This is a genomic window from gamma proteobacterium SS-5 (assembly GCA_009497875.2).
Taxonomy (GTDB): domain Bacteria; phylum Pseudomonadota; class Gammaproteobacteria; order Chromatiales; family Chromatiaceae; genus Magnetovirga; species Magnetovirga frankeli.
The window spans coordinates 2,814,805-2,839,792 of the sequence record CP032508.2 but is presented as its reverse complement, the minus strand read 5'-3'; the positions used below and the strand labels follow the sequence as shown (position 1 = coordinate 2,839,792).

Sequence of the window (24,988 nt, the reverse complement as noted above, 5' to 3'; positions counted from 1 at the left end):
GATTGGGGTGTCTTTGCGCTATTCGGCCCTGAGCCTTACCAGGGTCAGGTCATCCAGCTGGCCGCGTTCGGCACTGAATTCGCTCAGTTGCCGCTCCAGGGCCTGGGCCAGGTCCTGGCCTGGCCCCTGGGTCTGTAGCCATTGGCGCAGGCGCTCCGCGCCAAAGGCCTCGCCCATCGGGTTCTCCGCCTCGGTGATGCCGTCGCTGAAGAGATAGCAGCAGTCGCCGGGGTTGAAGGGCTGTTCCTGCGCCCCATCCGGGTCCAGTGATTCGACAATGCCCAGGGCCAGCAGGTTGGAGCCGAGAGGGGCCCATTGGCCATCGGCCCGCTGCAACAGGCAGTCGGGCATAGCGGCATTCCACAGGCGCAGGCGGCCCCCCTCGGGGGGGATTTCCGCCAGGGCCGCGGCCATGAAGACATTGATCGGCAGTTTCTGTTGCAGCACCCGGTTGATCTCGCAGAGCAGTTCCTCTGCCGGGCAGCCGCGTGCTGTCATGGAGTAGAACATGTAGGCCACCAGGCTGCCGCCGATGGCCGCCTGCAGACCGTGGCCGGTGAAGTCGGTGACCATCAGGTGACGACCGCCATCGGGGCGGCGGGCGGAGAGTATCAGGTCGCCGCCGGTGCGCTCCAGGGGGCGGTGCAGGTAGCTTAGCTGGCTGGCGTCGAAGCGGTCTTCCTCCTGCATCTGGCCGACCAGCTGTTCGAGAAAATCGCGCTCGGCCTGTAGCAGGCGGTTTTTTTCGTCCAGCTCCCGGCGCAGGCGGGCCAGGCGGATCTGGGCCGAGACCCGGCTGCGCAGCACCGGCGGCGATATGGGCTTGGTGACATAGTCCACCGCGCCCAGCTCCAGGGCGGCCACCTCGTTCTTTTCCTCGGTCATGGCGGTGACGAAGATCACCGGGATGTGCGCCGTGACCGGGTTGGCCTTGAGTTGGCGGCAGACCTCGTGGCCGTCCATCTCCGGCATCATGACATCCAGCAGGATCAGGTCCGGCTGCTGCTTATGCGCGATCTTGAGCGCCAGCGGACCGTTGATGGCAGCGGATACCCTGTAGTCATCAGAGAGTATGCCCTTGATCACATGGATGTTCTCTGCTACGTCATCCACCGAGAGGATGAGGGGCTTGCTGCTTGCAGTCATGAATGGGTTTCCACTTGGCTACCGAATGTGTTTCCTGGCCGTGAGATTCTGTCTCAGTCCTCAGTCCTCAGTCTTCTGTCTAGCTGCTCCAGGGCACCCTCAAAGTCGTAGTTGCCCAGTCGTTGCAGAATCAGGCCCAGCTCCCGCTTCAGGTCGGTATTGTTCAGCCCCTGAATGATGTCTGCCAGCATTTCCTCTGCCTGCACATCGAAATTCTCCAGCGCCTCGCGCAGTTCCCCCAGGGCCTGTTGCAGCTCGGGTTGGGTCAGTCTGGTGCCCTGCGCCGGGTTGGCCGACGGTGCCAGGCCCTTGATCTCTTCGATCACCTGTTCCAGGCCCTGGCCCAGGGCGCGTTGCAGCGGTTGAATGCGCGTCGCATCCAGCGGGTCGGCGGCCTTGAGCAACTGCTCCAGCTCGGCGGCAATCTGGCTTAGCGGCTCGGCACCTATGGCGGCGGCGGTGGATTTGAGGCTGTGCGCCAGGCGCGTGGCGCTGTCCCTGTCCTGCCGCCGCAGGGCCTGCTCCAGCTGGACCGCGCTATCGGCCTGATTGGCGGCAAACTTGCGCAGCAGGCCGAGGTACAGGGTTCGGTCGCCCTCCAGACGGGCCAGGCCTTGCTCGGTATCCAGGCTGCGCAGCCGGGACAGGTCGATATCCTCTGCCAGGGCGCTGTGCTCCTCGGGCATATCGTCGAACAGGGCCACAGGTGCCAGCTCATCGCTCTGGGCGGCTGCGTCATCGGCGCTGGACCCGGCGCTGGGCCGGACCCACCTGGCCAGGGTGAGGAACATGTCACGCACATTGATGGGCTTGGCGATGTGGTCGTTCATGCCCACATCCAGGGTCTTTTGCACGTCCTCGGTGAGGGCGTTGGCGGTCATGGCGATAATCGGCAGGTCGGCGAACCGGGCCTGGGCGCGGATCGCCTGGGTGGCGCTGTAGCCGTCCATCACCGGCATCTGGCAGTCCATCAGCACGCCATCGTAGCTGGCCTGGTTGAGGTAATCCAGCGCCTCCTGGCCGTTGCAGGCTACCTCTACCCGAATGCCGCTGGCCTGGAGCAGTTCCACTGCCAGTTGCTGGTTGAAGTCATTATCCTCTGCCAGCAGCAGGTGGGCACCGCCCAGCCGGGCCCGGGCCTGGGCCAGTTCGTCCTCGCCGTTGGCGCTGACCTGCTCGCTGCGCGGTCCATCCCAGAGCTGGGCGATGGCATCCCGCAGACGCCCCGCCAGCAGGGGTTTGGCCAGGGCCCTGGCCGATTTCAGATAGGGCGTGGCCGGGCCCTTGGGGTCGGCCTGCCAGGCATTGTCGCCGAGCAGGATGATCTGCCCGGCATCGGCCTGGCGCAACAGCTCCAGCATGGCCTCGTTGGCCGATGCGAGCAGGCCGCTGTCGATCAGCAGCAGCGGCGGGCTGGCCTCTGCCGCCAGCAGGGTCAGGGCCTCGGCGGCGTCCTGGGCCTCGTCCAGTTGCAGGCCAAAGGCGTGCAGTATCCTGCCGCAGGCGCGCCGTACCTGGGGGTTGGGCTCCAGCAGCAGGGCCTTGCGCCCGACCCATTCGGCCACCTGGCTGGCATAGTGTTGATCCTGCCCGGCGGGGTCCAGGGCGAATTCGGCGCTGAAGTGAAAGCAGCTGCCCTGGCCGGGCTGGCTTTCTACCCGGATCTCGCCGCCCATCAGCTCCACCAGGCGCTTGCTGATGGCCAGCCCCAGGCCGGTGCCGCCGTATTTGCGGGTGGTCGAGGTATCGGCTTGGACAAAGGATTGGAACAGCCCGGCACGCTGCTGCTCGGTCATGCCGATGCCGGTATCGCGCACCGCGAAGTGCAGGCCGATGCCCTGCCCAGGGTGGTGCTCGGGGAGAATGGTCAGGCTGACCTGGCCCCGCTCGGTGAACTTGATGGCGTTGCTGCACAGGTTGATCAGTACCTGGGTCAGACGCAGGGGGTCGCCGACCAGGGCCAGGGGGGTGTCGGGGGTAAGGTCGAGCAGAAACTCCAGGCGTTTTTCTTGGGCGCGGATATCCACCATGCTGATCAGATTATCCAGTACCTCGTCCAGGCGGAAGCCGATGCGCTCCAGCTCCAGCCGGTTGGCCTCGATCTTGGAGAAGTCGAGGATGTCGTTGATGATGCCGAGCAGGGATTCGGCGGAGCGGTTGACCTTCTCGATGTAGTCGCGCTGGCGCCGGTCCAGATCGGTCTGCAGGGCCAGGTAGCTCATACCGATGATGGCATTCATCGGGGTGCGGATCTCGTGGCTCATATTGGCCAGGAAACGGCTTTTTGCCTGGTTTGCCTGTTCCGCGCTCTCCTTGGCCCGGGCCAGCTCCTGCTGCGCCTGCAGGCGTTGGCTGATGTCCTGAAAGGCGACCACCACGCCCACCGTCTGGTCTTCCTGGCGCTCGGATTCGTGCAGGGGCACGGCCACCATCTGCACCGGAAAGCCACTGCCGTCGCGCCGCCAGAAGTATTCCCGATCACTGCGGTATTCCCGCCCCGCCCGGATCTGCCGCATGATGGGGCATTGCGCGTCGGCCACCGGTTGGCCCTGGGCGTTGCTGTGGTGGATGGTCTGGTGTACCGGCTGGCCAATCAGTTGCTCCACCGGCCAGCCGAGCAGTTCGGCGGCGGCGGTGTTGACGAACAGGAAATTACCCTGCGGGTCCTGGGCGTAAACCCCGTCACCAATGGCGTTGGTCAGGCTGGCCAGGAAGCTGCGGTCCTTTTCTTTCTCTTCTTCCATGCGCTTGCGTTGGGTAATGTCGGTGCGGATGGAGACATACTGGAAGGGGCGACCGCGGTCATTCAGGAAGGGCACTATGGTGGAGCTGACCCAATAGAAGCTGCCGTCGCTGGCGCGGTTCTTGATTTCACCGTGCCAGACCTGGCCTTGGGTGATGGTCTGCCACATGTCGCGGAAGAAGCTCGACGGGTGTTCGTCGGAGCGCACCAGGCGGTGATTCTGGCCCAGCACCTGCTCGCGCCGGTAACCACTGATCTCGCAGAAGCGGTCGTTGGCGTAGGTGATGTTGCCGGCCACGTCGGCAATACTGACGATGGCGTGCTGGTCCAGGGCATCCTTGAAGAAATTCAGCTCGGTCAGGGCCTTCTCCAGCCTGCGGCCCTTGCGCGCCAGCTCGGCAAAGGCCAACTGATTGCGGTTGTACAGCCAGAGGATCACGGAAAAGGCGACGATGAAGCTGATGATGATAAAGCCGATCAGATAGGCCAGGCCCAGGCGGCTTTGCACATTGCCCCCGCCCACCGGCAGGGAGACCACCAGCAGGCCGCGCACATCGCCCACCTTCCAGTCGGTCTTGGGGCTGTCCGCCAGGCCGTTGTGGCAGGCCACGCAGGCGGCGGTCATGCGCATGGGGGTGGCGTATTGCAGGCTGGTTTGGCCGTTTTCCTGCACCCGTTCGTGGTAGCTGTCCAGGCTGCTGTGGGCAAAGCGGCTCAGGGCATTGCGTTCAAATGGGCTGAGTTCCCGCTTGGCCCGCCAGGGAAAGGGGTAGTCACTGACCACGGCGACATTGATCTTGCTGTCCAGGCTGTTGATGTACTGGGCCACCTCGATGTTCATGCTGGCGGGGATGGGGATGGTGTGCGCCTCGCCCTTGAAGAAGGGGCTGGCGCTGATGCCGCTGCCGGCGATCTTGTTGATCACCTCGCTGGTATAGAGGCTGCGAAAGGCGCTGATGGCCTTGGCGTAGGATTCGGCGGCACGCAGCAGGGTGGCCTGTTCGATGTTGTTGGTGTGCCACCAGGTGATGGCCACCAGGCTGGAGCCAACGAACAGGGCGGCAATGAACAGCAGGGCGGCACCCCGATAACTGATACGCTGGATCACAGGCCCGACAGGCTCTTAGTCATCATCCCGCTCCAGGCGTTCCACGCGCAACCGGGTCAGCTGGTAGCTGAAGCGCCAAACGATGGCCGCCAGCAGAAACAGGATCACCGCCAGCAGGGGAATCAGCTGGGCCTTCAGGCGCAGGCCCAGTTCGTTGGCCAGGCCCATCATGCCGGTGCGGTCGGTGTAGATCTCGGTAACGCCAATGATGCTGTCATCGGCAGCCCGGATGGGGATGTAGCTGGACACCAGATCACGCCGAAACAGCTTGCCCTCAAAGGCGGAGAACTCATCCCGGAAGCTGATCTCGCTGGCCGCGCGGCCGCGTGAGGCGGCGCGAAAGCCGGGGTAGTCGGCCTTTTTTTCGCCCACCTGGGCCGGTTCGCTGGAGTAGAGGGTGACGCCATCCAGGTTGAACAGCTTGATCTTGAGGATGTCGGTGCCGAACATGAACTTGCGCACCGCCTGATCGACCCGGGCCAACTCTTCCGCGCTGAGTTGCTGCTTCATCTGACGTGGATTGCCGCTCAGGCCCAGATCGGCGGCCAGGCGCGGGTAGAGGTCGTTGACGAACACCCGGGTCAGGGTGGCGTTGCCCGCCTGGGTGGTCTCGGTGATGGCCTGGGATAGATAGGCCCCCAGGGTCTGACTGATCAGATAATAGACCCCCAGCAGCAGGGCCAGGCTGATCAGCAGTAACAGGCTGGGGAACCGGATCCGGCGCTGGGGGTGGGTTTGGGGCATCAGGGTTACCGTGGAAGTCGGGTTTCAGCGGTCAGCTTTCAGCGGGCAGCCGTCAGCCGCCAGCAGCGGGCCGCGACAAAGTATAGTCGCGGTACCCAGGAGGGGCAATGCCCCTGCCGATCCTGCCGCTGATCGGGTCCAGGACCACGCTCGCTGCCCTGCGGTTGATTTGTTCCGTCGAATAATGAGATTCTATCGCGCAAGCCGAAAACCAGGCGCTTGCCGGATCTCCTCGTGCAGCCCGCAGCCCCGTCCATCACCCTGGGAACCCATGGAAAACCTAACCAAGCGCCAGCTTATCCTGATTGTTGACGATGTTCCCGATAACATCGATGTCCTCGGCGGCATCCTGCGCCGCAATTACAATATCAAGGTCGCCCTGGATGGCCAGCGGGCCCTGCGTATCGCCGTCAGCGATCCCAAGCCGGACCTGATCCTGCTCGATATCATGATGCCCGGCATCGACGGCTACGAGGTGTGCAAGCGCCTCAAGGCCGACCCGGTGACCAGCGATATCCCGATCATCTTCATCACCGCCCGTGATGACAGCGCCGACGAGGAACACGGCTTTGAGCTGGGCGCGGTGGACTACATCACCAAGCCGATCAGCCCCTCGGTGGTATCGGCCCGGGTCCGCACCCATCTGGCCCTGTACGATCAGCAGCGGCAACTGGCCGAGCAGGTCAATGCCCGCACCCAGGAACTCAACACCACGCGCCTGGAGATCATCCGCCGTCTGGGCCGCGCCGCCAAGTACCGCGACAACGAGACCGGCTACCACGTCATCCGCATGAGCCATTTTGCCAAGCTCATCGCCCAGGCCTACGGCAGCAACCCGGAGTGGACCGAGATGCTGTTCAACGCCGCGCCCATGCACGACATCGGCAAGATCGGCGTATCCGACCTGATCCTGCTCAAGCCCGGCAAGCTGGATGCCGACGAATGGCGGCAGATGCAGCAGCATACCCTGATCGGTGCCGAGATCATCGGCGACAACCCCAACCCCCTGCTACAGATGGCCCGCACCATCGCCCTGACCCATCACGAGAAATGGGACGGCAGCGGCTACCCCCAGGGCCTGGCCGGCGAGGACATCCCGTTGGAAGGGCGCATCTGCGCCATTGCCGACGTATTCGATGCCCTGACCTCGGTACGCCCTTACAAAAAGGCCTGGAGCGTGGAGGATGCCGCCGCCCTGATCGAACGCGACAGCGGCAGCCACTTCGACCCCAGGCTCACCCCCCTGTTCAAGCAGGTGCTGCCCGAGATCCTCAATTTCCGCAAGTCCTATATGGATCACGACTGATACCCTGGCCGATTCCGATCCGGTTTTGCCGGGTTATTTTGCTCAAGACGCGTTGGCAGAATGTGTCATAAGCTCAGTTTGGGAGGTTGCCATGCCTACTCGTAATGTCGTAGAGACACGGACTTTGTTCTGAAAAAAACTCCGGTTCTCAGGTTTAACCTCAGGACCGGGCACGTTACAATGCCGCCATGCGTTACTTACTCCTGCTGATATCCCTGTTGTCTCCCGGTCTTGCCCTAGCGGCGGATAAACCCCTGGCCTTTGGTGACTGGGCCATGCTGGATGCCAGCAAGGGGCGCTTTGTCGCCCTCACCGGTAATGGCCCGGCCCGGCTGGCCCTGCAATTCCATGCACAGCTTGGCTGCAAGCCCATGCTCAGGGTCAGCGCCCCCGGCGTATCGGAAAAAACCCAGGCCTTTGCCATCAAGATCGGCGAGGCTAGCTTCAATCAGGCCCTGCAGAAACCCCTGAGCAAGGCCCTGCTGGAGGCCATGCGCAAGGGCAAGAGCGCTGAATTGCAGCTGGGCAACAAGGCCGTACCCTTCTCCCTGACCGGCTCCAACGCCGCAACCGAGACAGCCGCCGCACGCTGCCGCATCGACAGCATTACCTTTGCAGCGGGACCAAGCTGATTCAGAGGTAGAAGACGGAAGACGGAGGACAGTGTTTGGTGTCGCTGCGCGATCGGTTACTTAGCCTGGCGCAAAACGCCTTCAGCGATCTGACTTCTATCCTCAGTCCCCGACTTCTGTCCTCTGTTCGCCCAGCAGGTGACCCCCCTGCCAGCCTGTAATATCCACCTCCAGGATGCGGTTACCCAGTTCCAGCCCGTGCTCGGTGGGCAGGGCAAGGCGCAGATAGTTGGGCGTGTAGCCCCACCAGTAGCCTTGGGCATCGGCCTGTTTACCCTCCATCAGCACCTGCACCCGGCGGCCGACCTGGTCCCGCAACAACCGCTCCCGGCCCTGCACGGCCAGTTGCTCCAGCTGTTTGCTGCGCTGACGCTTGATCTCGGTGGGGATCTGCTGCGGTAGGGTCGCCGCCTTGCTCCCCTGGCGCGGTGAGAAGGCGAAGATGTGGATATGGCCAAAGCCGATCTCGGCGCAGAACTCCAGGGTCTGCCGCCACTCCGGCTCGCTTTCGCCGGGAAAGCCGACGATGATATCGGTGGTGATGTTGAACCCGGCCACCGCCGCACGGGCCTCGGCCACCAGCTGGCGATAGCTGGCGGGATCACAGCGCCGGGCCATGCGCCGCAACACCGAGCGGGCACCGCTTTGCAGGGGCAGGTGCAGGTGCGGCAACAGGCGCGGGTCGGCGAACAGGGCCCAGAAATCGGCGCTCAGCCCCCAAGGCTCCAGGGAGCCCAGGCGCAGGCGCGGCAGGTCGGTCTCCCGCAGCACCTGGCCGATCAATTGCGTCAGGCTGCTGCCCGTATCACTACCGTAACCCCCCAGATGCACCCCGGCGAGCACCGCCTCCTGGATGCCCTGGTGCTGCAGGGCGTTGATCTCATCGATAATCTCCCCCGCCGGTCGGCTGCGCTCCTCGCCCCGAGCCAGGGTAACTATGCAGTAGCTACAGCGGTAGCGGCAGCCGTCCTGCACCTTGATGAAGGCACGCTGACGGCCGCGCCGGAAGGGGCTGGCCTCGGCCTCGGCGGCACTTGTCGGCATCAACGGCAGGTCCAGTTGCTGGCAGACCAGCTCTACCAGACGGGGCTTGTCGCGGTTATCGATGAGCAGATCGACGCCGGGCAGGCTGGCCGACTCCTGGGGGTTGAGCGAGGCGTAGCAGCCGCTCACCACCAGCCGGGCACTGGGGTTGTCACGCTGCGCCCGGCGCAGCAGCTTGCGTGACTTGCGCACCGCCTCATCGGTCACCGCGCAGGTATTCACCACCAGCAGATCGGCCTGCTGTGGGTCCGGGCTCAGGACATGGCCGCGCTGCTGGAACTGGCGCGCCCAGGTCTCCAATTCGGCCTCATTAAGGCGGCAGCCAAGGCTGCTCAGGTGTAGGATCATCGGTACCAAGTTTAGCAAGGTTCCGCCTCAGACCAACAAGGTATGAGGCGGCCTCGGTTGAACGTCGGTGAGCTTATGCTACCGAATAGGGCCAGTTTGCGGCGGCGGGACGCGAAGTCCAATGGTCAACCGAGGCTTCGCGGCTTTCACAGTAATGCAACAGGTAGCTGAAAAGCAGCACCGCCCATGTCATGATCAGCCGGGACTCGACACCCGGTGAGGGCCAGCAGTTGCTTGTCCAGCTGGTTGAGAAAAGCCTCTTCCTCCTCATCCAGCACACCGCTTGCCTGCTTCTCACTCAGTTCTACCAAGCGTTGCAACAGCTTGGCGAACTCACTCCAACCTTGCATGCCCTGTTTGGCCCAGGATTGCGCCCAGGATTCCGCCATCTGGCCGAGGCCGGCATAGAGCTGTGCCGAGGGCTCCAAGCGGGTGCCCGCTCTGGGTTTGCTCAGCACCATGGCCTTGAACGTGGGGGTGTAGGACTGTTTGAGGTAGAGCTGTTCGCTGTGCCGGCTCTGGGTCCAGAGGGCGCGCAGGGCTTGTGTGCGCTCCAGAGCATCCTTGCCCGGTTCGGGATTGGCGCTGGCGGCGATGAAATCCAGCCGCTGCTGCCCCAGCCGCTGCTGCCCCAGCCCCTGGCCACTCTGCAGCAGGGTTTTGGCCTGGGCAAAGGCCTGGGCGTAGTCGCTGAATTGATCTTCCTGCTGCTGGTGCAGGCGTTGGCTGGCCTCTTGGCTGCCGAGCAGGGCGAGCAGTTCCAGACTGCTGGGATAGGCCTTGACCGGCTGGCCACCCAGGCTGCCCAGGCCAAAGGGCCTTGCATAATCAGGGTTGGCCAGGTCGGATTGTTGCCCGGTCCAAACGCCACTGTAGGGAGCGACGAGTTGCTGGAAGGCGGCGCTTTCGGCGCTGAAGCTGGCAGGTAGCAGTCGCCAGCCGGTCAGGGCATCTGCTGGGCTGAGCTCGGGCTCCAACTTGGCCAGGTCGATCAGCCCGCCGAGGATGCGCGGTTGGCGTTGCTGCTGGCGTGCCCGCTGTAGCAGGGCCAGGGCAAGGTCGTCCGGGTTTTGCTGCACTACTTGGCGCAGGTCTTGATCGCTGAGGTCTTCGTTGCGACCGAATCGCTGCTCCATGAGTTGCAATAGCGCCTGACGGGCTTGATCCAGCTCGGCATCGGTCTGCAATAGCTGCTGCAACTGCGCCGCTTGCGCCGCCATGCGCTGGGCCATCTCTGCGGTCACCCCGGTGGCGCGACTGGGGGTGACGGCAAACAGCACCGTATTGGCATAACGCAGGCTGCGGAAATACGCCTGCAACTGCGGGCTTTGGGTATAGCGTCCGCGGGGCTTGAATTGGCTGTAGTCCAGGTCATAGCCCCAGAGGGGTGAGCGGCTGATACCCTTGGCCTGTTGAATCAGCTGATGCTCGGCTTGAGCGCGTTGCGACAAGGGAAAGGCTGTGTCGCTGCCCAGGGCCATGAGCACAGCCAGGTAGTCCCGATTGGCCTGACTGACTTCATCTTGGTCTTCCGGCTGGTTCTGGTTTAGAGCCACCTTTAGAGCCTGGTCCAGCTTTTGGATCATGGCCTGCGTCCGGGGCATGATCTGTTCTTGTTCCAGATTCTGGGTGGCCTGAGCTTCCAGCAGACCATAGCTGAGCAACAGCAGGTCTTCGGTGATGTAGTTGGGCACCTGCTCACGCCGGTTTTTTTCGTAGAGGTCAAACAGACCGCCGTAGAAGGGAGCCGCCATTGCAGGGCCAGTCAGCAGCAGGCTGGCCATCACCAACCAGTTTGTCATCTTCATGATTTGTCTTCCTATTCAGCAGTTATCCTAGCCGGAACCAAAAAGGACGCAGAGATCGCAGAGAAGCGCGGAGAACGCGGAGCGTTAATTTTCTCTTTGCGCTTAACTGCTCAGTCCGTTATGCCCCTCGTCCCTTTGGGGAGAGGGGCACGGATCAGAACACCCCTCACCCCAGCCCTCTCCCCTTGAAGGGGAGAGGGAGTGAGTATTTACAACTCTGCGCTCTCTGCGTCCTGAATTCGAGGGCCGCCGAGAGCCGCTCATGGCCCACACTGGCGCAGGTCGGCGCAGCTGATCAATTGCAACGCGCTGGCCTGCAGGGGCTGGGCAGCGACCACATTGCGGGTAGTGGCCGCATTCATGCTGGTGAAGGCATCGAGGATCTTGCCCGAGGCATCGCGGGCACCACTGCTGGCCTGGTAGAGGTTTAGCGGGCGGCGACTGAACAGGACAATGATCAGGTTGGGGCCAAAGGGCTCCTGCACCACCCAGTCAAAGGGCCGCGGGCCAGGAAACTCCTGCAGTCCCTTGCCTACCTGGTTGTCTTGATCAAAGCCGTTGGGATAGAGCACCGTCACCTGGTCATTGGCGTTGACCTGCAGGATGTTCAGATAGCCCTTGCCAGGGGTTTCCACGCGTAACTGCAACAGGTCGCCCTCCTCCAGCCGCTGGCTCTCTGCACTGACCTTGAGTTGGTCACCAGCGCCATCGGCCAGGGCACGAAAACGCTGCCATTCCGGCCCTTCGCCGCTCAGCACCGGCCGCACCATCAGGGCCTTTTGCGCCAGCTCCAGGTTGCCGCTGAGCTGCGGGTGAAACATCTGCGAGCTGTCGAAGATTTCCTCCTCACCGATGTAGGTGGCGATCAGCGGCTTGGCTTCACGATGAATCCGCTCCAGGGTCAAATCCTCGGCCGCCACAGCGCCCCCTCGGCCAGAATAGCTGTCGCTCTGGATGCGCTTGAGCCCGCGCAGACCCAGGCTCTTGTTTTCCTGCTGCAGGCCCTTTTCGACGATCTCGGTAACTGCACGGGTGAACAGGCTGCCCTTGCTGGTGGCCAGGGCGCGCTCATTGTCCGCGGCGGCAGAGAGGGCGACATAGTTGACCTTGCCCTGCTGCGGGTTATCCAGCGCCATCTCCTTGCGCCCGGCCGAGGGCATGCCCTCATAGTGGAGAAACTTCGACTGGCCGCGATTGACCCCGGAACTCAGGCTACCGAGGCTGATGTTCTTGGTGACCGTGCCGCTGTTGCAGGCGTCCACCAGCACCATGATGTTCTGGCTGGGGATTTGGCTCAGCCAGGTGTAGATCAGATCATCCCGCAACACGCCCCCGATCTTGCCATCGGTGAGCGCCGCATCGTGCATCACCAGCACCTCGTCGGCGCCATCGGTTTCATCACCGTTATCGTCCTTGACCTGAGTGCCGTGGCCGCTGTAGTAGATCAGCACCCGATCATTGGGCCCTACGCCAGGTATCAGCCAGTCCTTGAAGACCTGCTCCACCTGAGCGGCAGTGGCATCCTGATCCTGCAACGAACGGATTTCAGCAAAACCCAAGCGTTCGGCCAGCACCTGCATGTTGTTGACATCTATGTCTATCCCCTCCAGATTGAAGGCCGGGTTGGCATACTGACCCACGCCGATGAGCAAAGCGCGGTCTGCCGCCAACAGCGGCCCACTCAGGGCAGGCAGGAGCACAAGCAACAGCAGCAGACGAGTGGTTAAATGACGAGTGTGACGCATCGTTTTCTCCCTGTTTCCATGGTGGTTAGATAGCTTAACGGAGGCGGTGGGGGTATCTGACAAGAATTCGCTTGGAGCTACCCAGGCAGTTTAACCCATCGCTCTATTGGCCAGCCGGATGACAGCAGGCCAAGAACAACAGATAAGTAGGCAAACGGCAGGCCCATGCCCCCCAAAGGAACCTGACTTGGGCATCAGTGCTGCGCTACACTTCTCGACCAAGGCCCCGTATCCCCTTCGCTATACGGCTTGCCTTGGCACCCAAGGCGGGCCCTGAACACACACCAGGAGCACACATGAATACCCGCGAACTCATCAAGGCCGAGATTGATGCGGTGGACGATGCCAATATCGAAACCCTGCACAGAATCATCGGGGCGCTGACTAAACCCGCATACCAATCCCAGACAACCAACCCGCCTGCTGATTTCAATCCCTTGAAAGGCAGCCTGACCTTTGAGAAGGACATCCTCTCGCCGATCAATGCAACCTGGGACGCTGATCAGTGATTGTCCTCGACACCCATGCTTGGCTGTGGTGGATGAATGAATCCGACGCCTTGCCGCAATCCGCTGCTCAATCCATTGCATCCAGCAACACCGTGGGCATACCTGCAATTTGCTGCTGGGAGCTGGCCATGCTGGTCGCCAAGAAGCGGGTGGGGTTGAGTATGGACGTAGCGGTGTGGATCGACTTGGCCTTACAGCGACCCAAGGTAAAACTACTGCCGTTAACACCCGAAATAGCCGTTCTCTCCACGCGGTTACCGGGCGATTTCCACGGCGACCCTGCGGACCGGCTCATCGTCGCCAGCAGTTTAGCGGCAGGCGCGCCACTGGTGACAAAGGACCGTGCCATTACGGATTGGGGATACCTGAGTATCCGCTGGTAATCTATCAAGTGGGGCGTGACGACCCCCTCATCACCAACCCCAGCGGCAATCTGACAAGTTTCACTTCAGCCCCCAGTTCATCAGCTGTTCCAGCTGCGTGCACTGGGCTTTCGCCTGCAACTGGGTCAACTGCTGTTTGAGAGCGGATGCCTGCGGCAAGGCGTTCAGCTGCTCGAATAACTGCTCTACCGCAGGCAAAGGCTGATTGGCCAGGCAGCGGATTCTGGCCGCTATGGCCCAGTAGCCGGTGGCGATGGCGAGGTCGCGCCGGATCTCACAATCCCTAAGGGTTGCGCTACAGGCAGGCGGTTGAGCCGGGTATTGGTTGATGATGCCAGACCAGCCTTTGCCTGAGAGTTGCATCCTCATCAGACCTTTGCGTACCCCGTGGCGAAAGGCCTGAATCTCCAGCTGGGTAGCAGGCTCGACGAGGTCAGACAGCAGGTCGATGGATTTGCCGCCCAGGCCAGCGCGCCAGGGCCAGGTATCGGTCTGCAGGGTCAGGGGCTCGGCATAGAGGGCGTCCAATTCGGCTTGCAGGCTGACCGGCTTGAGCAGGGGCAGTATGCCAACCGCGAGTAGCATCACCACCAGGGCCATGGCCCAGACCGGGCGGGTGAGAGAGAGGAGGAATTGCGCCAGCCAGTGGGGTTGATCTTCGGTGCTCTGGTTGGATAGGGCCGCTGGGGATGGTGCATCCAGCTGCTCGGTCAGACGCCTCAACTCAGACTCGGCCAGCTCCATCTGCCGCAGCTGCTGCATGAGCTCGGGCTGGCGTACCAGATGGCTCAGTACCTCTTCTGCCCGTTGTGCAGGCAGCTGGCCCTGCCGCCAGGATTCCAGCTCGGCCAGATCGGGCGGGTTGCCTTGGGGCAAGCCTGGCTCATCCGCAGCCAATGCGGCGGCCAGGGCAAGGATCTCGCTGGAACTCAGGGGATGGGATTGGCTCATAGGGTTCTGCTTGTGCTCATAGCCAGTAAACGGAGGCGCATCTGGAATCTGACAGGCGGATTCTGACAAGGGGTGCAGAGCAACGCTGACTGACCATCAGAGATCGTCCTCCGGTAAAAGATCGTCCAGCCTGATCCCCGCTTTGTCCAGCAGCTCACGCAGCTTCTCCAGCGCCTGTTGCCGGCGATAGCGCACTTGGCGCACGCTCAGTCCGTTGAGCAGTTCGCCCATGCGCTCTTCCGTCAGCTCGCCATCCAGGTTGGCTTGCAGGATGAATCGCTGGTCATCATCCAGCCTGAGCCGCTCACCTGCTTGGCCCAACAGAGAATCAATATGGCTGATCAGGCCCCTGGCAGCTTGTAGACTCGCCTGGCCGTGCTGAAAGATACGCGCCTGCAGGGCTAGGCGCTGCTCCTCCATCAGCTGGCGCTCCGGGCTGGCATCAACGGGTATTTCCAGCACCTGACCATCCTCGTCATGCAGGGAGTATTCTTGACCTCGCGGCCCCTCACACTCCTGAACACGGTCCATTTCCCACAGCAGCTGGCGTATCTGATCCTCGGTGGTGAGCTGGGCCAGAGAGGGCTCTTCAAGTGCCGCCTGAATGATTTCCGGTTGCGCCCTTCCCTCCAGGCAATAGCGTTCAAACAGCCAGCGACCCAATGGACCGAAAGCCTTGAGCCAGGCCCGAGGTTCCGGGCGGCCAAAGCGAGCGCGCATCACGTCTGTCAGGGCATGCTTGAAGGCGACGATGAGGTAGCTGTCGGTGGGTTCAAAATCGGAATCCCTGAGTCGGCGCTCCAATCCAAGGGCAAGCTGCTGGCGGGCATCCTCCATCAGCTGGTGTGCATCGGTCAGCGTGCCAAAACGCTGCTGCGCCAACCGGGTGAAGATGGCACTCAGGCGTGGGGAATACAGCGCGTCAATGCGATTGCTGCTGGGCAAATCAACCCCTCAACCAGCTTTCAATCCGCAAGTCGGGTACGCGGGAAAACTCTGCTTCGTTGTCAGTGACCAGCACGCGGTCCAAAACCAGGGCCTGTGCGGCAATCCAGTAATCATTGGCCCCAATGGTCACCCCCTTCCCTTCCAGCCGAGCCCTAATCTGGGCATAGATTCGGCTGACCTGAGCATCCAGCGGATAAACTTCGATATTCTCCAGAATAGCTGAGAGCTTGGCGGCATTCTTGTCCCTGTAGGCGCTTTTCTCCACTCCCAATTCGAGCTCCCCCAACACAATGACAGACAGGGCAATGTCAGACAGGGGCGTGACCTGCAACCGCTGTCGAATCGGCGCCAGCCCCTTCATCGCTCCTATAAAAACATTGGTATCAAGTAGATAACGCATCAGAGCGGAGCAATGGGCTGGGGTGGATGATCTTCAGGCGCGGAGAAATCAATCTCATCCGATTCAGACCAAAGGGGCGCAAACAGCTCAGATGCCATCCGCGCCTCATCAGGCACCAAGCGCGCAACAACCCGACCGTGACGAGTAATCGCCACAGTCTCACCGGCCTCAACACGTGCCAGCAACGCCGACAGGGTGGCTTTGGCCTCTGCAATCTGGACATGGCGCATGGGCCTCTCCCTTAAAAGTGACCATATGGTCAAGTTGAATGTAGCAGTTGGCACTGTGACCAACAAGCTATGAGCTGGCCACTACAAAAAGGCCTTGAAACTCGACCACGCAACCGTCTTTCATCTCAATCCCTTGCAGGATGAACCCCCATCCCCCACCACGAACGGCACCAGAGCCAATCATCTCCAGCATGGCCCGCTGGTGTGCCTTGGCTCGGGGTATCTGTTGCTAGGAGAAAGGATTGAGTACCGTCAAGCCAGAGATAGAAAAATCCTTTTTGTTTCGAGTTACCAGTTTCAAATCATAAATCAGGGCAGTGGCGGCAATGAGCTTGTCCAGCGCGTTTTCGGGATGAGGTACGCGAATACGCCCCCATAATTGAGCAACATCTGCGTTGATGTCGAGTACCTGAGCGCCGTAATCAATCAACAGTTGAACCAACCAGCTCTCCAGGATCACCGCCTGTTGCAGATCACCGCGATGACGTATCAACTCAACCCCACGACGCAGTTCACCGACAGTGATGACAGAGAGATAAAGCCTGTCATTCTGCTCAATGGCCTGCCGAAAGAACCTTAAAACGCCAGCATTAGCCTGTTCATGCTTGCGCAGTTCGCTGATAATATTCGTATCAATCAAATACACGAGCCGCATCCATTTTGTCCTCCTGACGGACAAAGTCCTCATCCCTGCCTACATCAGGAATACCCAGCAGGACCTCAGCAAAAGACTTGGGTCGAGGGTGCAGAAGTACCTCTTCCAGCAAGGCACGATGTTCCGCTTCGGTACTCCGGCCATGCCGACTGGCCCGCTGCTTTAATGCAGCCACGACAGTGGGATCAAGATTTCTAACGACGAGGTTGGCCATGTAAAACACCTGTGCAAAGAGCTATGATTGCAATGATAGCACATGGAGTCCGCAGGGAAAGAGGCAGGGAGGGGCAAGTAGCCACCTTCTCAGATAGAATGTCATACTAAGGACGTATGCTCTTAGTGAGTACATCAAGCCTTACTGTGAAACATCCGTGGCAAATGTCGAGTCCTGAGTCCCGAACCCCGAAGCCGCCAAGAGATGTTTCATGTTCCGGGGTGGCGCTGTCCGCTCCATGGGCGTTAGATGTTACGTCCCGGGCCCCGAATCCCCAATACAGGCATTATACTGCCCCAACCCTGGCCAATGCCCCTTTTGACCCCCATGCGTATCGAATTCACCCTGGAAATGCTGTTGTTGCTGGGCCTGACCGGCCTGGCCCTGGCCCTGCTGCTGTTCTGTTGGGGGCAGGGCCTGCGCCTGCGCAATCTGCAAGGCCAGCTGCAGGGCCTGGGTCAGGGCCTGGAGGCGCAGAAGGAATTGCAGCTGCGCGCCATGCTGCGCCTGCAGAAGGGCTTCATGGCCCAGGGCAGTGAGCTGGCGCGGCTGTTCGAACAGCGCCTGGGGGATATCCAGCTGGGCCTGGTGGAGCGCTTCGATCAGCTGGAGCGGCACACCAGCGGCCAGCTGGCGGAGAGCCGAATTCAGCAGCAGGAGGCCCTGGCGGCGTTGCAGGCGACCTTGCAACGGGCCTTTGCCGAGCACCGCGAGCAGGTTGAGCAGCGTCAATCGGCCCAGTCTCTGCAGTTGCAGCAGGCCCTGCAACAGGGCCTGGAGAGCAGCGGCCGCCAGCTGGGCGAGGGCCTGTCGCGCAATAACGAAGAGCTGGGGCGGCAAATGCAGCAGCTCAGACAGACCACCGAACAGCGTCTGGGCGAGATCAGCCAGCAAGTGGAGCAGCGCCTCAACGAGGGCTTCGAGAAGACCACCGCCACCTTCGCCCAGGTGCTGCAACACCTGAGCCGCATCGACGAGGCGCAAAAGCGCATCGCCGAGCTGTCCAGCAATGTCGTCAGCCTGCAAGAGGTGCTATCGGACAAGCGCTCACGCGGGGCCTTTGGCGAGATCCAGCTCAATGGCCTGATCCGCAACCTGATCCCCGAGCGCAACTTCTCTCTGCAATACAGCCTCAGTAACGGTAACCGGGTGGACTGCATGTTGCATCTGCCCGATCCCACCGGCAATGTGCCGATCGATGCCAAGTTTCCCCTGGAGGGCTACAGGAGGCTGAGCGACGAGGCCCAGACCCCGGCCCAGCGCGAGCTGGCGGCCGGGCAGTTCCGGCGTGATATCCGCAAACACATCCACGACATCGCCAGCCGGTACCTGATCCCTGGTGAGACCGCCGAGGGCGCGGTGATGTTCATTCCCGCCGAGGCGGTATTTGCCGAGATCCACGGCCGCTTCCCCGAACTGGTGGAGGAGGCCCATGCCCGGCGCGTCTGGCTGGTCTCGCCCACCACCCTGATGGCGGTACTGACCACGGCGCGGGCGGTACTCAAGGATGCGGAAACGCGCCAGCAGGTACATGTCATCCAGGATCACCTCAACGGCCTGTCGCAGGACTTCGCCCGCTTCCGCAAGCGCATGGATAACCTGGCCCGCCACATCGACCAGGCCGGCAGGGACGTAAGCGAGATCCACAGCTCGGCAGAAAAGATCAGCCGCCGCTTCGAGCGGATCGAAAAGGTGGAACTGGGCGCGGAAGACGGGGAGGATAATGCCCTGCCGGTGCCTAACCCGGATAAAGCCGGGGCTTGACCACCCGGACCCTTAGGCCCACTTACCCTTTTGGGGAGAAACTTGGCCTCCCCCTTTGCAAAAGGGGGATTGAGGAAATCCCCCCCGGCCCCCCTTTGATAAAGGGGGGGGGTGAGGAAATCCCCCCGGCCCCCCTTTGGCGAAGGGGGAAGATTTGAGTCGCTCCTTGAATCTGGAACGCAAAAAGGATGCACGGAACGCGAACGAGCGCAGAGTTGAAAAAGGCTGATAGCCCGATACTTACACCCAAGCCAACAGAGGCCCCTATGCCCCCCCGGTTGACTGAGCAGGAGATTATTTCCTTACTGGATGACTGGCTGGAGACGGAGTTCAGCTTCATCCGCGTCGAGGCCCTGGCCGCCGAGCTGGCGCGGTTGGGGCAAGCGCAGCAGTCCTTTGTGCTGGAGCTGGTGCGGCGGGTGGCGGCGACCAATATCGAGCTGGCGCATCAGTTCGCCCGCCGCGCAGGCCAGGCCCTGGAATTGATGGAGCCTGCCATGATCCGTGATTGGACCCACCTGGCCATGGACCGCTACGACAGCGCCGGCCTGGCCCCGGCCCTGGCGGTGATCCGCAATCCCGAGGGCTTTGTCGCCAGTGCCCATGAGCGCCGTTTCGGTGCCTACCTGGAAGACTGTCAGGGGGTGCTTGGCTCCTTTCTGCGCGGCCTGTCTGGCCGCAGGCTACGGATCGAACAGGACGAGCTGGCCTGGACCGATGGCGAGACCCTATTCTTGCCCCAGGTCGTGGCGCGGCTGCACGACCCGGAGCGGAACTTTCTGCTGTACAAGGCCACGGCCACCCACCTCTGGGCGCAGACCCGCTTCGGCAGCCTGCGGCCGGATTTCGCTGAAGTCTTTGCCCCCTTCGATGACCCCCAGAGGGCGCAGTTTCTCTATCACCATTTTGAGCGCCTGCGCCTGGATGCCTGCCTCGCCCGCGAGCTGCCCGGCCTGCATCGGCGCATGTTGCAGCTGCGCCACTGGCTGGGGGATGTCGAGGCCGACTGCCCGCCCCAGCTGGCCGAGCCCAGCGCCACCGCCTTTGACAGCCTGGCGGCGGTGGCAAGGTTTTATCCTGGCCTGGAGGTAGTGCCGGTGTGCTATCAGGGGGTGTTCCGGCCGGAGCTGATCGAGGCACGCAAGCGCGAGCGCATCGAGCGGGAGAAGGTGATGATCCGCGTGCGCCTGGCCGAGGTGCTGGATCAGCTGGAGCAGGAGGGCAGGGCGCGCCGTGACGATGACCGCTTCGAGCTGCGCCGAACCCGTACCGAGCAGGGTACTGAATTGGCTCCGGAGGAGCTGCCCAAGGAGATCATGCTCGACGGCAAGCCCCTGCCGCCGCCGGATGACGTGGCGGCGATGATGAGCTCGGTGCTGCTGGACCTGGGCGAGCTGCCGGAGGACTATCTGCATCCGGCGGGGGAGGGTGAGTATGACCTCAGCCAGTACCGCAAGGACCCCAGCGGCGTGGATGAGGTCTGGTCCGGCACCTATCACGAGGAAGGTGCCTCGCTCTACAACGAGTGGGACTTCCGCCGCCAGCATTACCGCAAGAACTGGTGCGTGGTGCGCGAGCACAGCATCGATCCCGGCGATACCGACTTCTACCGCCAGACCCTGACCCGCTACCGCTACATCGTCGGCCATCTGCGCCGCACCTTCGAGGCCCTGCGCGGCGAGGACCGGCTGCTCAGGCGCCAGCCCCATGGCGAGGGCATAGACATCGACGCCCTGGTGGACGGCTGGGCCGACATGCGCTCCGGCCTGGAGCTGAGCGACCGCCTGTTCACCCGGCTGCAGCGGGAGGAGCGCAACATCGCGGTGATGTTGATGGTCGATCTGTCCGGCTCCACCAAGGGCTGGATCAACCAGGCCGAGCGTGAGTCGCTGATCCTGCTCGCCGAGGCGCTGGAGGTCCTCGGTGACCGCTACGCCATCTACGGCTTTTCCGGCTGGGGGCGCAAGCGCTGCGAGGTGTTCAAGGTCAAGGGCTTCGACGAGCCCCTGAGCGAGGCGGTCAAGGGCCGCATCTGCGCCATGCAGGCGCGTGACTACACCCGCATGGGCCCGGCCATCCGCCACCTCTCGGGCCTGCTCAATCAGGTGCAGGCACGGGTCAAGCTGCTGGTCACCCTGTCCGACGGCAAACCCGATGACTACGACCTGGAATACCGCGGCGATTACGGCATCGAAGACACCCGCATGGCCCTCTACGAGGCCCATCGCCAGGGCGTGCACGCCTACTGCATCACCATCGACAAGACCGGCAAGAACTACCTGGCGCACATGTACGGCAAGGCCAACTTTGCCGTGATCGACGAGGTCAGCCGCCTGCCGCTGAAGGTCTCCGACATCTACCGCAAGATCACCAGCTGATGGTGGCCGTCTGATGGTGACTGGCGGCATCGGCAAGGGCATGATCATCGCCGCCTGGGCATTGCTGCTGGGCCTGCTCACCTGGCTGTTTCAGGCGCGGCTGGATGAATTCAGCAATCCCAATCAGGAGTTGCAGCGGCTGCAGGGCGAGGTGGGGGTGGTGCTCAAGCGCAACCGGGCCGGACACTACCTGGCTCCGGGCCAGATCAATGGCCATCCGGTACTGTTTTTGCTGGACACAGGTGCAACCAGTGTGGCTGTGCCACAGGGGCTTGCCCAGCGGCTTGGCCTCAAGCCTGGCGGGGTGATTCAGAGCATCACTGCCAACGGCCGCGTGCAGGCCTGGCGCACCCGCTTGGATGAGGTGCGGCTGGGGCCCATTGTCAAAACCGGGGTGTCTGGGGTTATCATGCCCAACATGCCGGGGGATCAGGTATTGTTGGGGATGAGCTTTCTGCGCTCCCTGGAACTGGTGCAGCGTGACGGCCGACTGATCCTGCGGCCTTGAACCTGCCAGCGGCCAAGACTGAATGCTGGTATCTGGCAGCAAATAATCAATAATAATAAGTGCGTTATAGTCGCTTATTGAGTATATTTCCAGAAAACGCGGCCTGGGGTCAACGCCTGGGGTCAAACGGCACAACAACAGATCCCCAAGCAAGGTGGATTGAATGGCGGAAGAGACAAAAATCGATCCCGAAAGCCTCAAGCGCTTCATCCCCCTCAATACCCTGTCCGACGAGGGTATGGCCCTGCTGTTGCCCCATGTAGAAGTCTTTACTGCGCAGAAGGGGACCCTGCTGTTTCAGCGCGGGGACGAGAAAAAGCTGCATTTCTATCTGCTTTCCGGGCGTGTTCAGCTGCAAGAAGAGGAGGGCGATGATGACCTGCTGCAGGCCGGCTCGGTGCAGGCCAAGTTCCCCATCGGCCACCGTTTTCCGCGCAAGGTCAGCGCCCGCGCCGCCGAGCGGATTCAGATCCTGCGCATCGACAGCCGCAAGCTGGAGCTGGCCCAATCCCCGGAGAGCGCCAGCGACAGCGGGCTGAACGACAGCGGCCTGGCCGACAGTATCCTGGTGGATGAGCCGGACGAGGCCGATGACGACTGGATGAGTCAGCTGCTGCGTTCACGGGTGTTTCAGCTGATCCCGCCGGGCAACATCCAGCGCGTCATGATGTGCATGGAAGAGCATCAGGTAAAAAAGGGCGATGTGGTCATCCACCAGGGCGAGGAGGGCGACTACTTCTATCTGATCAACCGGGGCCACTGCCGGGTGGACCGCGACATGGGCGACGGCAACCCCCCGGTGGAGCTGGCGCGGCTGGGGCCGGGGGCCAGCTTCGGCGAGGATGCCCTGCTGGCCGGCAACAAGCGCAGCGCCAATGTCACCATGCTGGACGACGGCCGCCTGCTGCGCCTGAGCAAGAAAAACTTCGTCGAGCTGATCAAGGAGCCGGTGACCAAGCCCTTCGGCTTCAACCAGGCCAAGGCCAAGGTGGATGAAGGGGGTGCCCGCTGGCTGGATGTGCGTGAAGCGGCCGCCTTTGCCAAGGGCCACCTGCAGGGTGCCATCAACATCCCCTTTAATCAGCTGCGCTTCCAGATCGACAAGCTCGACCTCGACAGCCATTATGTGGTCTGTTGTCAGGATGGCCGCACCAGCCACGCTGCGGCCTATCTGCTGGCCAGCAAGGGGATTCAGGCCACGGTGCTGGACAAGGGCCTGCAGATGGTGCCCGGCGGTGAGTTTGGTCAGGCAGACGAGGGCAAGGCCGAGGAAGACATAGGGGCGGCCCCCGGCTGTGATGACCGGGACAAATTACAGGTGCTGGTGGACAAGCTGCGCCAGCAGTTGAGCAAGATGCAGCAGGAGATGAACGACCAGGAGGAAAAGCGCCTGGCCGAGATCAGCAGCCTGCATGACGCCCTGGAGCAGGCGCGCAAGGACCACTCCGGGGTGCTCACCGAGCTGTTGGAGCTGAAAAAGAGCGCAGGCGCAGGGCCGGGTCAGGCGGGTGAGCTGGCCAGGGCGCGGGAGGAGATCGCCCAGCTCAAGCAGGCCCTGAAACAGGCCCGCTCGGAATGCAGCGAGGGCGACGAGGCCCTGCGCGAGCAGGTCAAGGGCTATCTGGAGGAAAAGCTGCTGCTGGAGCAAGAGGTGGACGAATTGCGCAAGGCCCTCAAACAGGGAACCAAACCGGCGGCGGGCAACCGCGAGCTGGAAGAAGAGGCCGACCGCCTGCGCAAGGAGCTGGCCCAGGCCGAACTGGCCCTGGACGCCGAGGTCAGCGCCCGCCTGGAGCTGGAAGAAGAGCTGAGCCAGTTAAAGAATACCTGATTACCCACAAATCTCAGCCCATCGAATAGGGCGGCCCGTGGCCGCCGCGCAACCACCAGGGGCAGGCTGCATGGCTGAGATACAGGGGTAATCAAAAAAACAAGCCGTAATTCGCGAGTTTCACAGTAAATGACAGACAAAGAACCCTACACATCCAAGATCAAAGAACTCCAGGGGGCGCTGTCCAGCGCCCATGAGGAAAAGGTGCGCCTGGCCACCGGCAAGGTGGACATGGTCGAACACCAGGCCCTGCGGCAGGAAGTGGAAAGCCTGCGCAAGACCACCAAGGAACTGCATCAGGAGCTGGAGCAGGCCAACCAGCAGGGGCGTCTGATCGAGGACGAGGTGGAGGACAAGAACGGCCTGATCGAACAGCTCAACGCCGAACTCGATGGCCTGAAACAGGCCCTGCAAACGGCCGAAGAGCGCCGACAGAAGGCCGAGGAGGACCGCTTGCAGGCCGAATCCCGGGCAGCGGTGATTCTGGACAAGCTGGAGTCGGACAGCCAGGGCGCGGTGGTTTACTCTTCTTCCGGTAAATCATCCGCCCTGTTCAAGGGTGCCGCCCTGGGTGCCGGGGCCTGCCTACTGGTACTGGAGCTGGTCGCCCTGGGCATGGGCGGAAGCGAGCTGTTCTCGCGCCTGCTGGCAGGCCCCAGGCCGCCCTCGGTCACCCCACCCCAGCCCATCGCGCAGAGCGCCCCGCCGCCCCGGCCCAGCCCGAACCCGGCGGCCAGGAGGCCCAAACCCAAGCCCGCCACAGGACCGGTTGAGCAGCAGGTCGAGGCCGCGCAGAGCGAGGATCTCGATCCGATCAAGGTGCGCAGCGACGGCAACCGCATCCACGAAGACCCCGAGGCTGGCTATGCCCTGGTCGCCCTGCAGGGCGGCAGCTTCATGATGGGCAACCGTACCGGCGTGATCGTTGAGGAAAGCCCCTATCATGAGGTCAGTCTCAAGCCCTACCTGATCGGCCGCAGCGAGGTCAGCTTTGCCCTCTACGACCGCTTTGCCCAGGCCACGGGCCGCCCCCTGCCGGACGATAACGGCTGGGGCCGAGGCTCCATGCCGGTGATCAATGTCAGCTGGGAAGACGCCCAGGCCCTGGCCCGCTGGCTGAGCCAGCGCACCGGCAAAAACTACCGCCTGCCGACCGAGGCGGAATGGGAATACGCCGCCGGCGGGGGGCGCGAATCGCCCTACTGGTGGGGCTACGAGCCAGGTAAGAACAACGCCAACTGTTTCAACTGCAACAGCCAGTACGACCGCCGCTCGCCCGCGCCGGTGGAGACCTTCAAGGTCAACCCCTTCGGCCTGCATAGCACGGCAGGAAATGTGCAAGAATGGGTGCAGGACTGCTATCGAAAGGGCTATCTGGACGCCGCCGCCGATGGCAGCGCCCTGGAGTTTGCCGGCTGTGATCAGCGGGTGGTCCGGGGCGGGGCCTTTAACAAACCGGCGGACAGCATGAAACTGACCCGGCGCAGCAGTTCTCCGGCGTCAAACCAGGTGGCGCACCTGGGCATTCGCCTGGCCCGCGACCCGGATTGAGCCTGGGGCGTGAGAAGCCGAAAAAAACATCAGGACGCAGAG

The 24,988-nt window shown here is 62.4% G+C and carries 21 protein-coding genes; 9 read left to right on the top strand and 12 right to left on the bottom strand.

Annotated features, from left to right (window positions below; genetic code table 11):
• Positions 1-18: 18 nt before the first annotated feature.
• From D5125_01175 to D5125_01165, 3 genes are read right to left on the bottom strand one after another with little or no spacing between them, the layout of a single operon-like run.
• Complete coding sequence (locus D5125_01175) at positions 19-1,146, bottom strand: SpoIIE family protein phosphatase (protein ID QFY88197.1); 1,128 nt, start codon at positions 1,144-1,146, stop codon at positions 19-21.
• A 53-nt stretch (positions 1,147-1,199) separates the two neighbouring features.
• Positions 1,200-4,997 (bottom strand): PAS domain S-box protein, encoded by a 3,798-nt coding sequence (locus D5125_01170; protein ID QFY88196.1) that lies wholly within the window; start codon positions 4,995-4,997, stop codon positions 1,200-1,202.
• Positions 4,998-5,012: 15 nt separating this feature from the next.
• Complete coding sequence (locus tag D5125_01165; GenBank protein ID QFY88195.1) at positions 5,013-5,741, bottom strand: hypothetical protein; 729 nt, start codon at positions 5,739-5,741, stop codon at positions 5,013-5,015.
• Positions 5,742-6,012: 271 nt separating this feature from the next.
• Between D5125_01165 and D5125_01160 the strand changes: the two genes are divergently transcribed.
• Together D5125_01160 and D5125_01155 are read left to right on the top strand one after the other, a co-directional pair.
• A complete protein-coding gene (locus D5125_01160; protein ID QFY88194.1) occupies positions 6,013-7,047 on the top strand; it encodes a two-component system response regulator in 1,035 nt (344 codons plus the stop codon).
• A gap of 188 nt (positions 7,048-7,235) precedes the next feature.
• Positions 7,236-7,679: a hypothetical protein gene (locus tag D5125_01155; protein QFY88193.1), complete on the top strand. Its 444-nt coding sequence runs from the start codon at positions 7,236-7,238 to the stop codon at positions 7,677-7,679.
• 102 nt (positions 7,680-7,781) lie between these two features.
• On the opposite strand, the gene mtaB is transcribed toward D5125_01155, so the two are convergent.
• The 3 genes from mtaB to D5125_01140 all read right to left on the bottom strand — a co-directional run bounded on the left by mtaB (position 7,782) and on the right by D5125_01140 (position 12,624).
• Entirely contained in the window at positions 7,782-9,071 is a 1,290-nt protein-coding gene (mtaB, locus tag D5125_01150) for a tRNA (N(6)-L-threonylcarbamoyladenosine(37)-C(2))-methylthiotransferase MtaB (GenBank protein QFY88192.1), read from the bottom strand.
• 146 nt (positions 9,072-9,217) lie between these two features.
• Complete coding sequence (locus D5125_01145; protein QFY88191.1) at positions 9,218-10,879, bottom strand: DUF3160 domain-containing protein; 1,662 nt, start codon at positions 10,877-10,879, stop codon at positions 9,218-9,220.
• A 260-nt stretch (positions 10,880-11,139) separates the two neighbouring features.
• Positions 11,140-12,624 carry a caspase family protein gene (locus D5125_01140; GenBank protein ID QFY88190.1) on the bottom strand — a complete coding sequence of 495 codons (1,485 nt, stop codon included), beginning with the start codon at positions 12,622-12,624 and terminating at the stop codon, positions 11,140-11,142.
• 296 nt (positions 12,625-12,920) lie between these two features.
• Between D5125_01140 and D5125_01135 the strand changes: the two genes are divergently transcribed.
• Together D5125_01135 and D5125_01130 are read left to right on the top strand one after the other, a co-directional pair.
• Positions 12,921-13,133 carry a hypothetical protein gene (locus D5125_01135; protein QFY88189.1) on the top strand — a complete coding sequence of 71 codons (213 nt, stop codon included), beginning with the start codon at positions 12,921-12,923 and terminating at the stop codon, positions 13,131-13,133.
• Entirely contained in the window at positions 13,130-13,516 is a 387-nt protein-coding gene (locus D5125_01130; GenBank protein QFY88188.1) for a type II toxin-antitoxin system VapC family toxin, read from the top strand. Before D5125_01135 ends, D5125_01130 begins: the two co-directional genes overlap by 4 nt.
• A gap of 60 nt (positions 13,517-13,576) precedes the next feature.
• Here D5125_01130 and D5125_01125 read toward each other — a convergent pair whose 3' ends face one another.
• The 6 genes from D5125_01125 to D5125_01100 form a co-directional block, all read right to left on the bottom strand.
• The gene (locus D5125_01125) at positions 13,577-14,467 is read right to left on the bottom strand and encodes a hypothetical protein (protein ID QFY88187.1); all 891 of its coding nucleotides are present in this window, start codon (positions 14,465-14,467) and stop codon (positions 13,577-13,579) included.
• Between the two features lie 96 nt (positions 14,468-14,563).
• A complete protein-coding gene (locus D5125_01120; protein QFY88186.1) occupies positions 14,564-15,412 on the bottom strand; it encodes a hypothetical protein in 849 nt (282 codons plus the stop codon).
• A 1-nt stretch (position 15,413) separates the two neighbouring features.
• Positions 15,414-15,815: a type II toxin-antitoxin system VapC family toxin gene (locus D5125_01115; protein QFY88185.1), complete on the bottom strand. Its 402-nt coding sequence runs from the start codon at positions 15,813-15,815 to the stop codon at positions 15,414-15,416.
• Entirely contained in the window at positions 15,815-16,045 is a 231-nt protein-coding gene (locus D5125_01110) for a type II toxin-antitoxin system prevent-host-death family antitoxin (protein ID QFY88184.1), read from the bottom strand. Before D5125_01110 ends, D5125_01115 begins: the two co-directional genes overlap by 1 nt.
• A gap of 229 nt (positions 16,046-16,274) precedes the next feature.
• Positions 16,275-16,691 carry a type II toxin-antitoxin system VapC family toxin gene (locus D5125_01105; GenBank protein ID QFY91023.1) on the bottom strand — a complete coding sequence of 139 codons (417 nt, stop codon included), beginning with the start codon at positions 16,689-16,691 and terminating at the stop codon, positions 16,275-16,277.
• Positions 16,678-16,914, bottom strand: a complete 237-nt coding sequence (locus D5125_01100; GenBank protein QFY88183.1) for a DNA-binding protein — start codon at positions 16,912-16,914, stop codon at positions 16,678-16,680. The genes D5125_01105 and D5125_01100 overlap by 14 nt, the downstream gene beginning before the upstream one ends.
• Before the next feature lie 309 nt (positions 16,915-17,223).
• Between D5125_01100 and D5125_01095 the strand changes: the two genes are divergently transcribed.
• The 5 genes from D5125_01095 to D5125_01075 all read left to right on the top strand — a co-directional run bounded on the left by D5125_01095 (position 17,224) and on the right by D5125_01075 (position 24,946).
• Complete coding sequence (locus D5125_01095) at positions 17,224-18,678, top strand: DNA recombination protein RmuC (protein QFY88182.2); 1,455 nt, start codon at positions 17,224-17,226, stop codon at positions 18,676-18,678.
• A 266-nt stretch (positions 18,679-18,944) separates the two neighbouring features.
• Positions 18,945-21,056 carry a nitric oxide reductase activation protein gene (locus tag D5125_01090; GenBank protein QFY88181.1) on the top strand — a complete coding sequence of 704 codons (2,112 nt, stop codon included), beginning with the start codon at positions 18,945-18,947 and terminating at the stop codon, positions 21,054-21,056.
• A 40-nt stretch (positions 21,057-21,096) separates the two neighbouring features.
• A complete protein-coding gene (locus D5125_01085; GenBank protein ID QFY91022.1) occupies positions 21,097-21,564 on the top strand; it encodes a TIGR02281 family clan AA aspartic protease in 468 nt (155 codons plus the stop codon).
• A gap of 163 nt (positions 21,565-21,727) precedes the next feature.
• Positions 21,728-23,395, top strand: a complete 1,668-nt coding sequence (locus D5125_01080; protein QFY88180.1) for a cyclic nucleotide-binding domain-containing protein — start codon at positions 21,728-21,730, stop codon at positions 23,393-23,395.
• A 129-nt stretch (positions 23,396-23,524) separates the two neighbouring features.
• Positions 23,525-24,946, top strand: a complete 1,422-nt coding sequence (locus D5125_01075) for an SUMF1/EgtB/PvdO family nonheme iron enzyme (GenBank protein ID QFY88179.1) — start codon at positions 23,525-23,527, stop codon at positions 24,944-24,946.
• Positions 24,947-24,988: the final 42 nt, after the last annotated feature.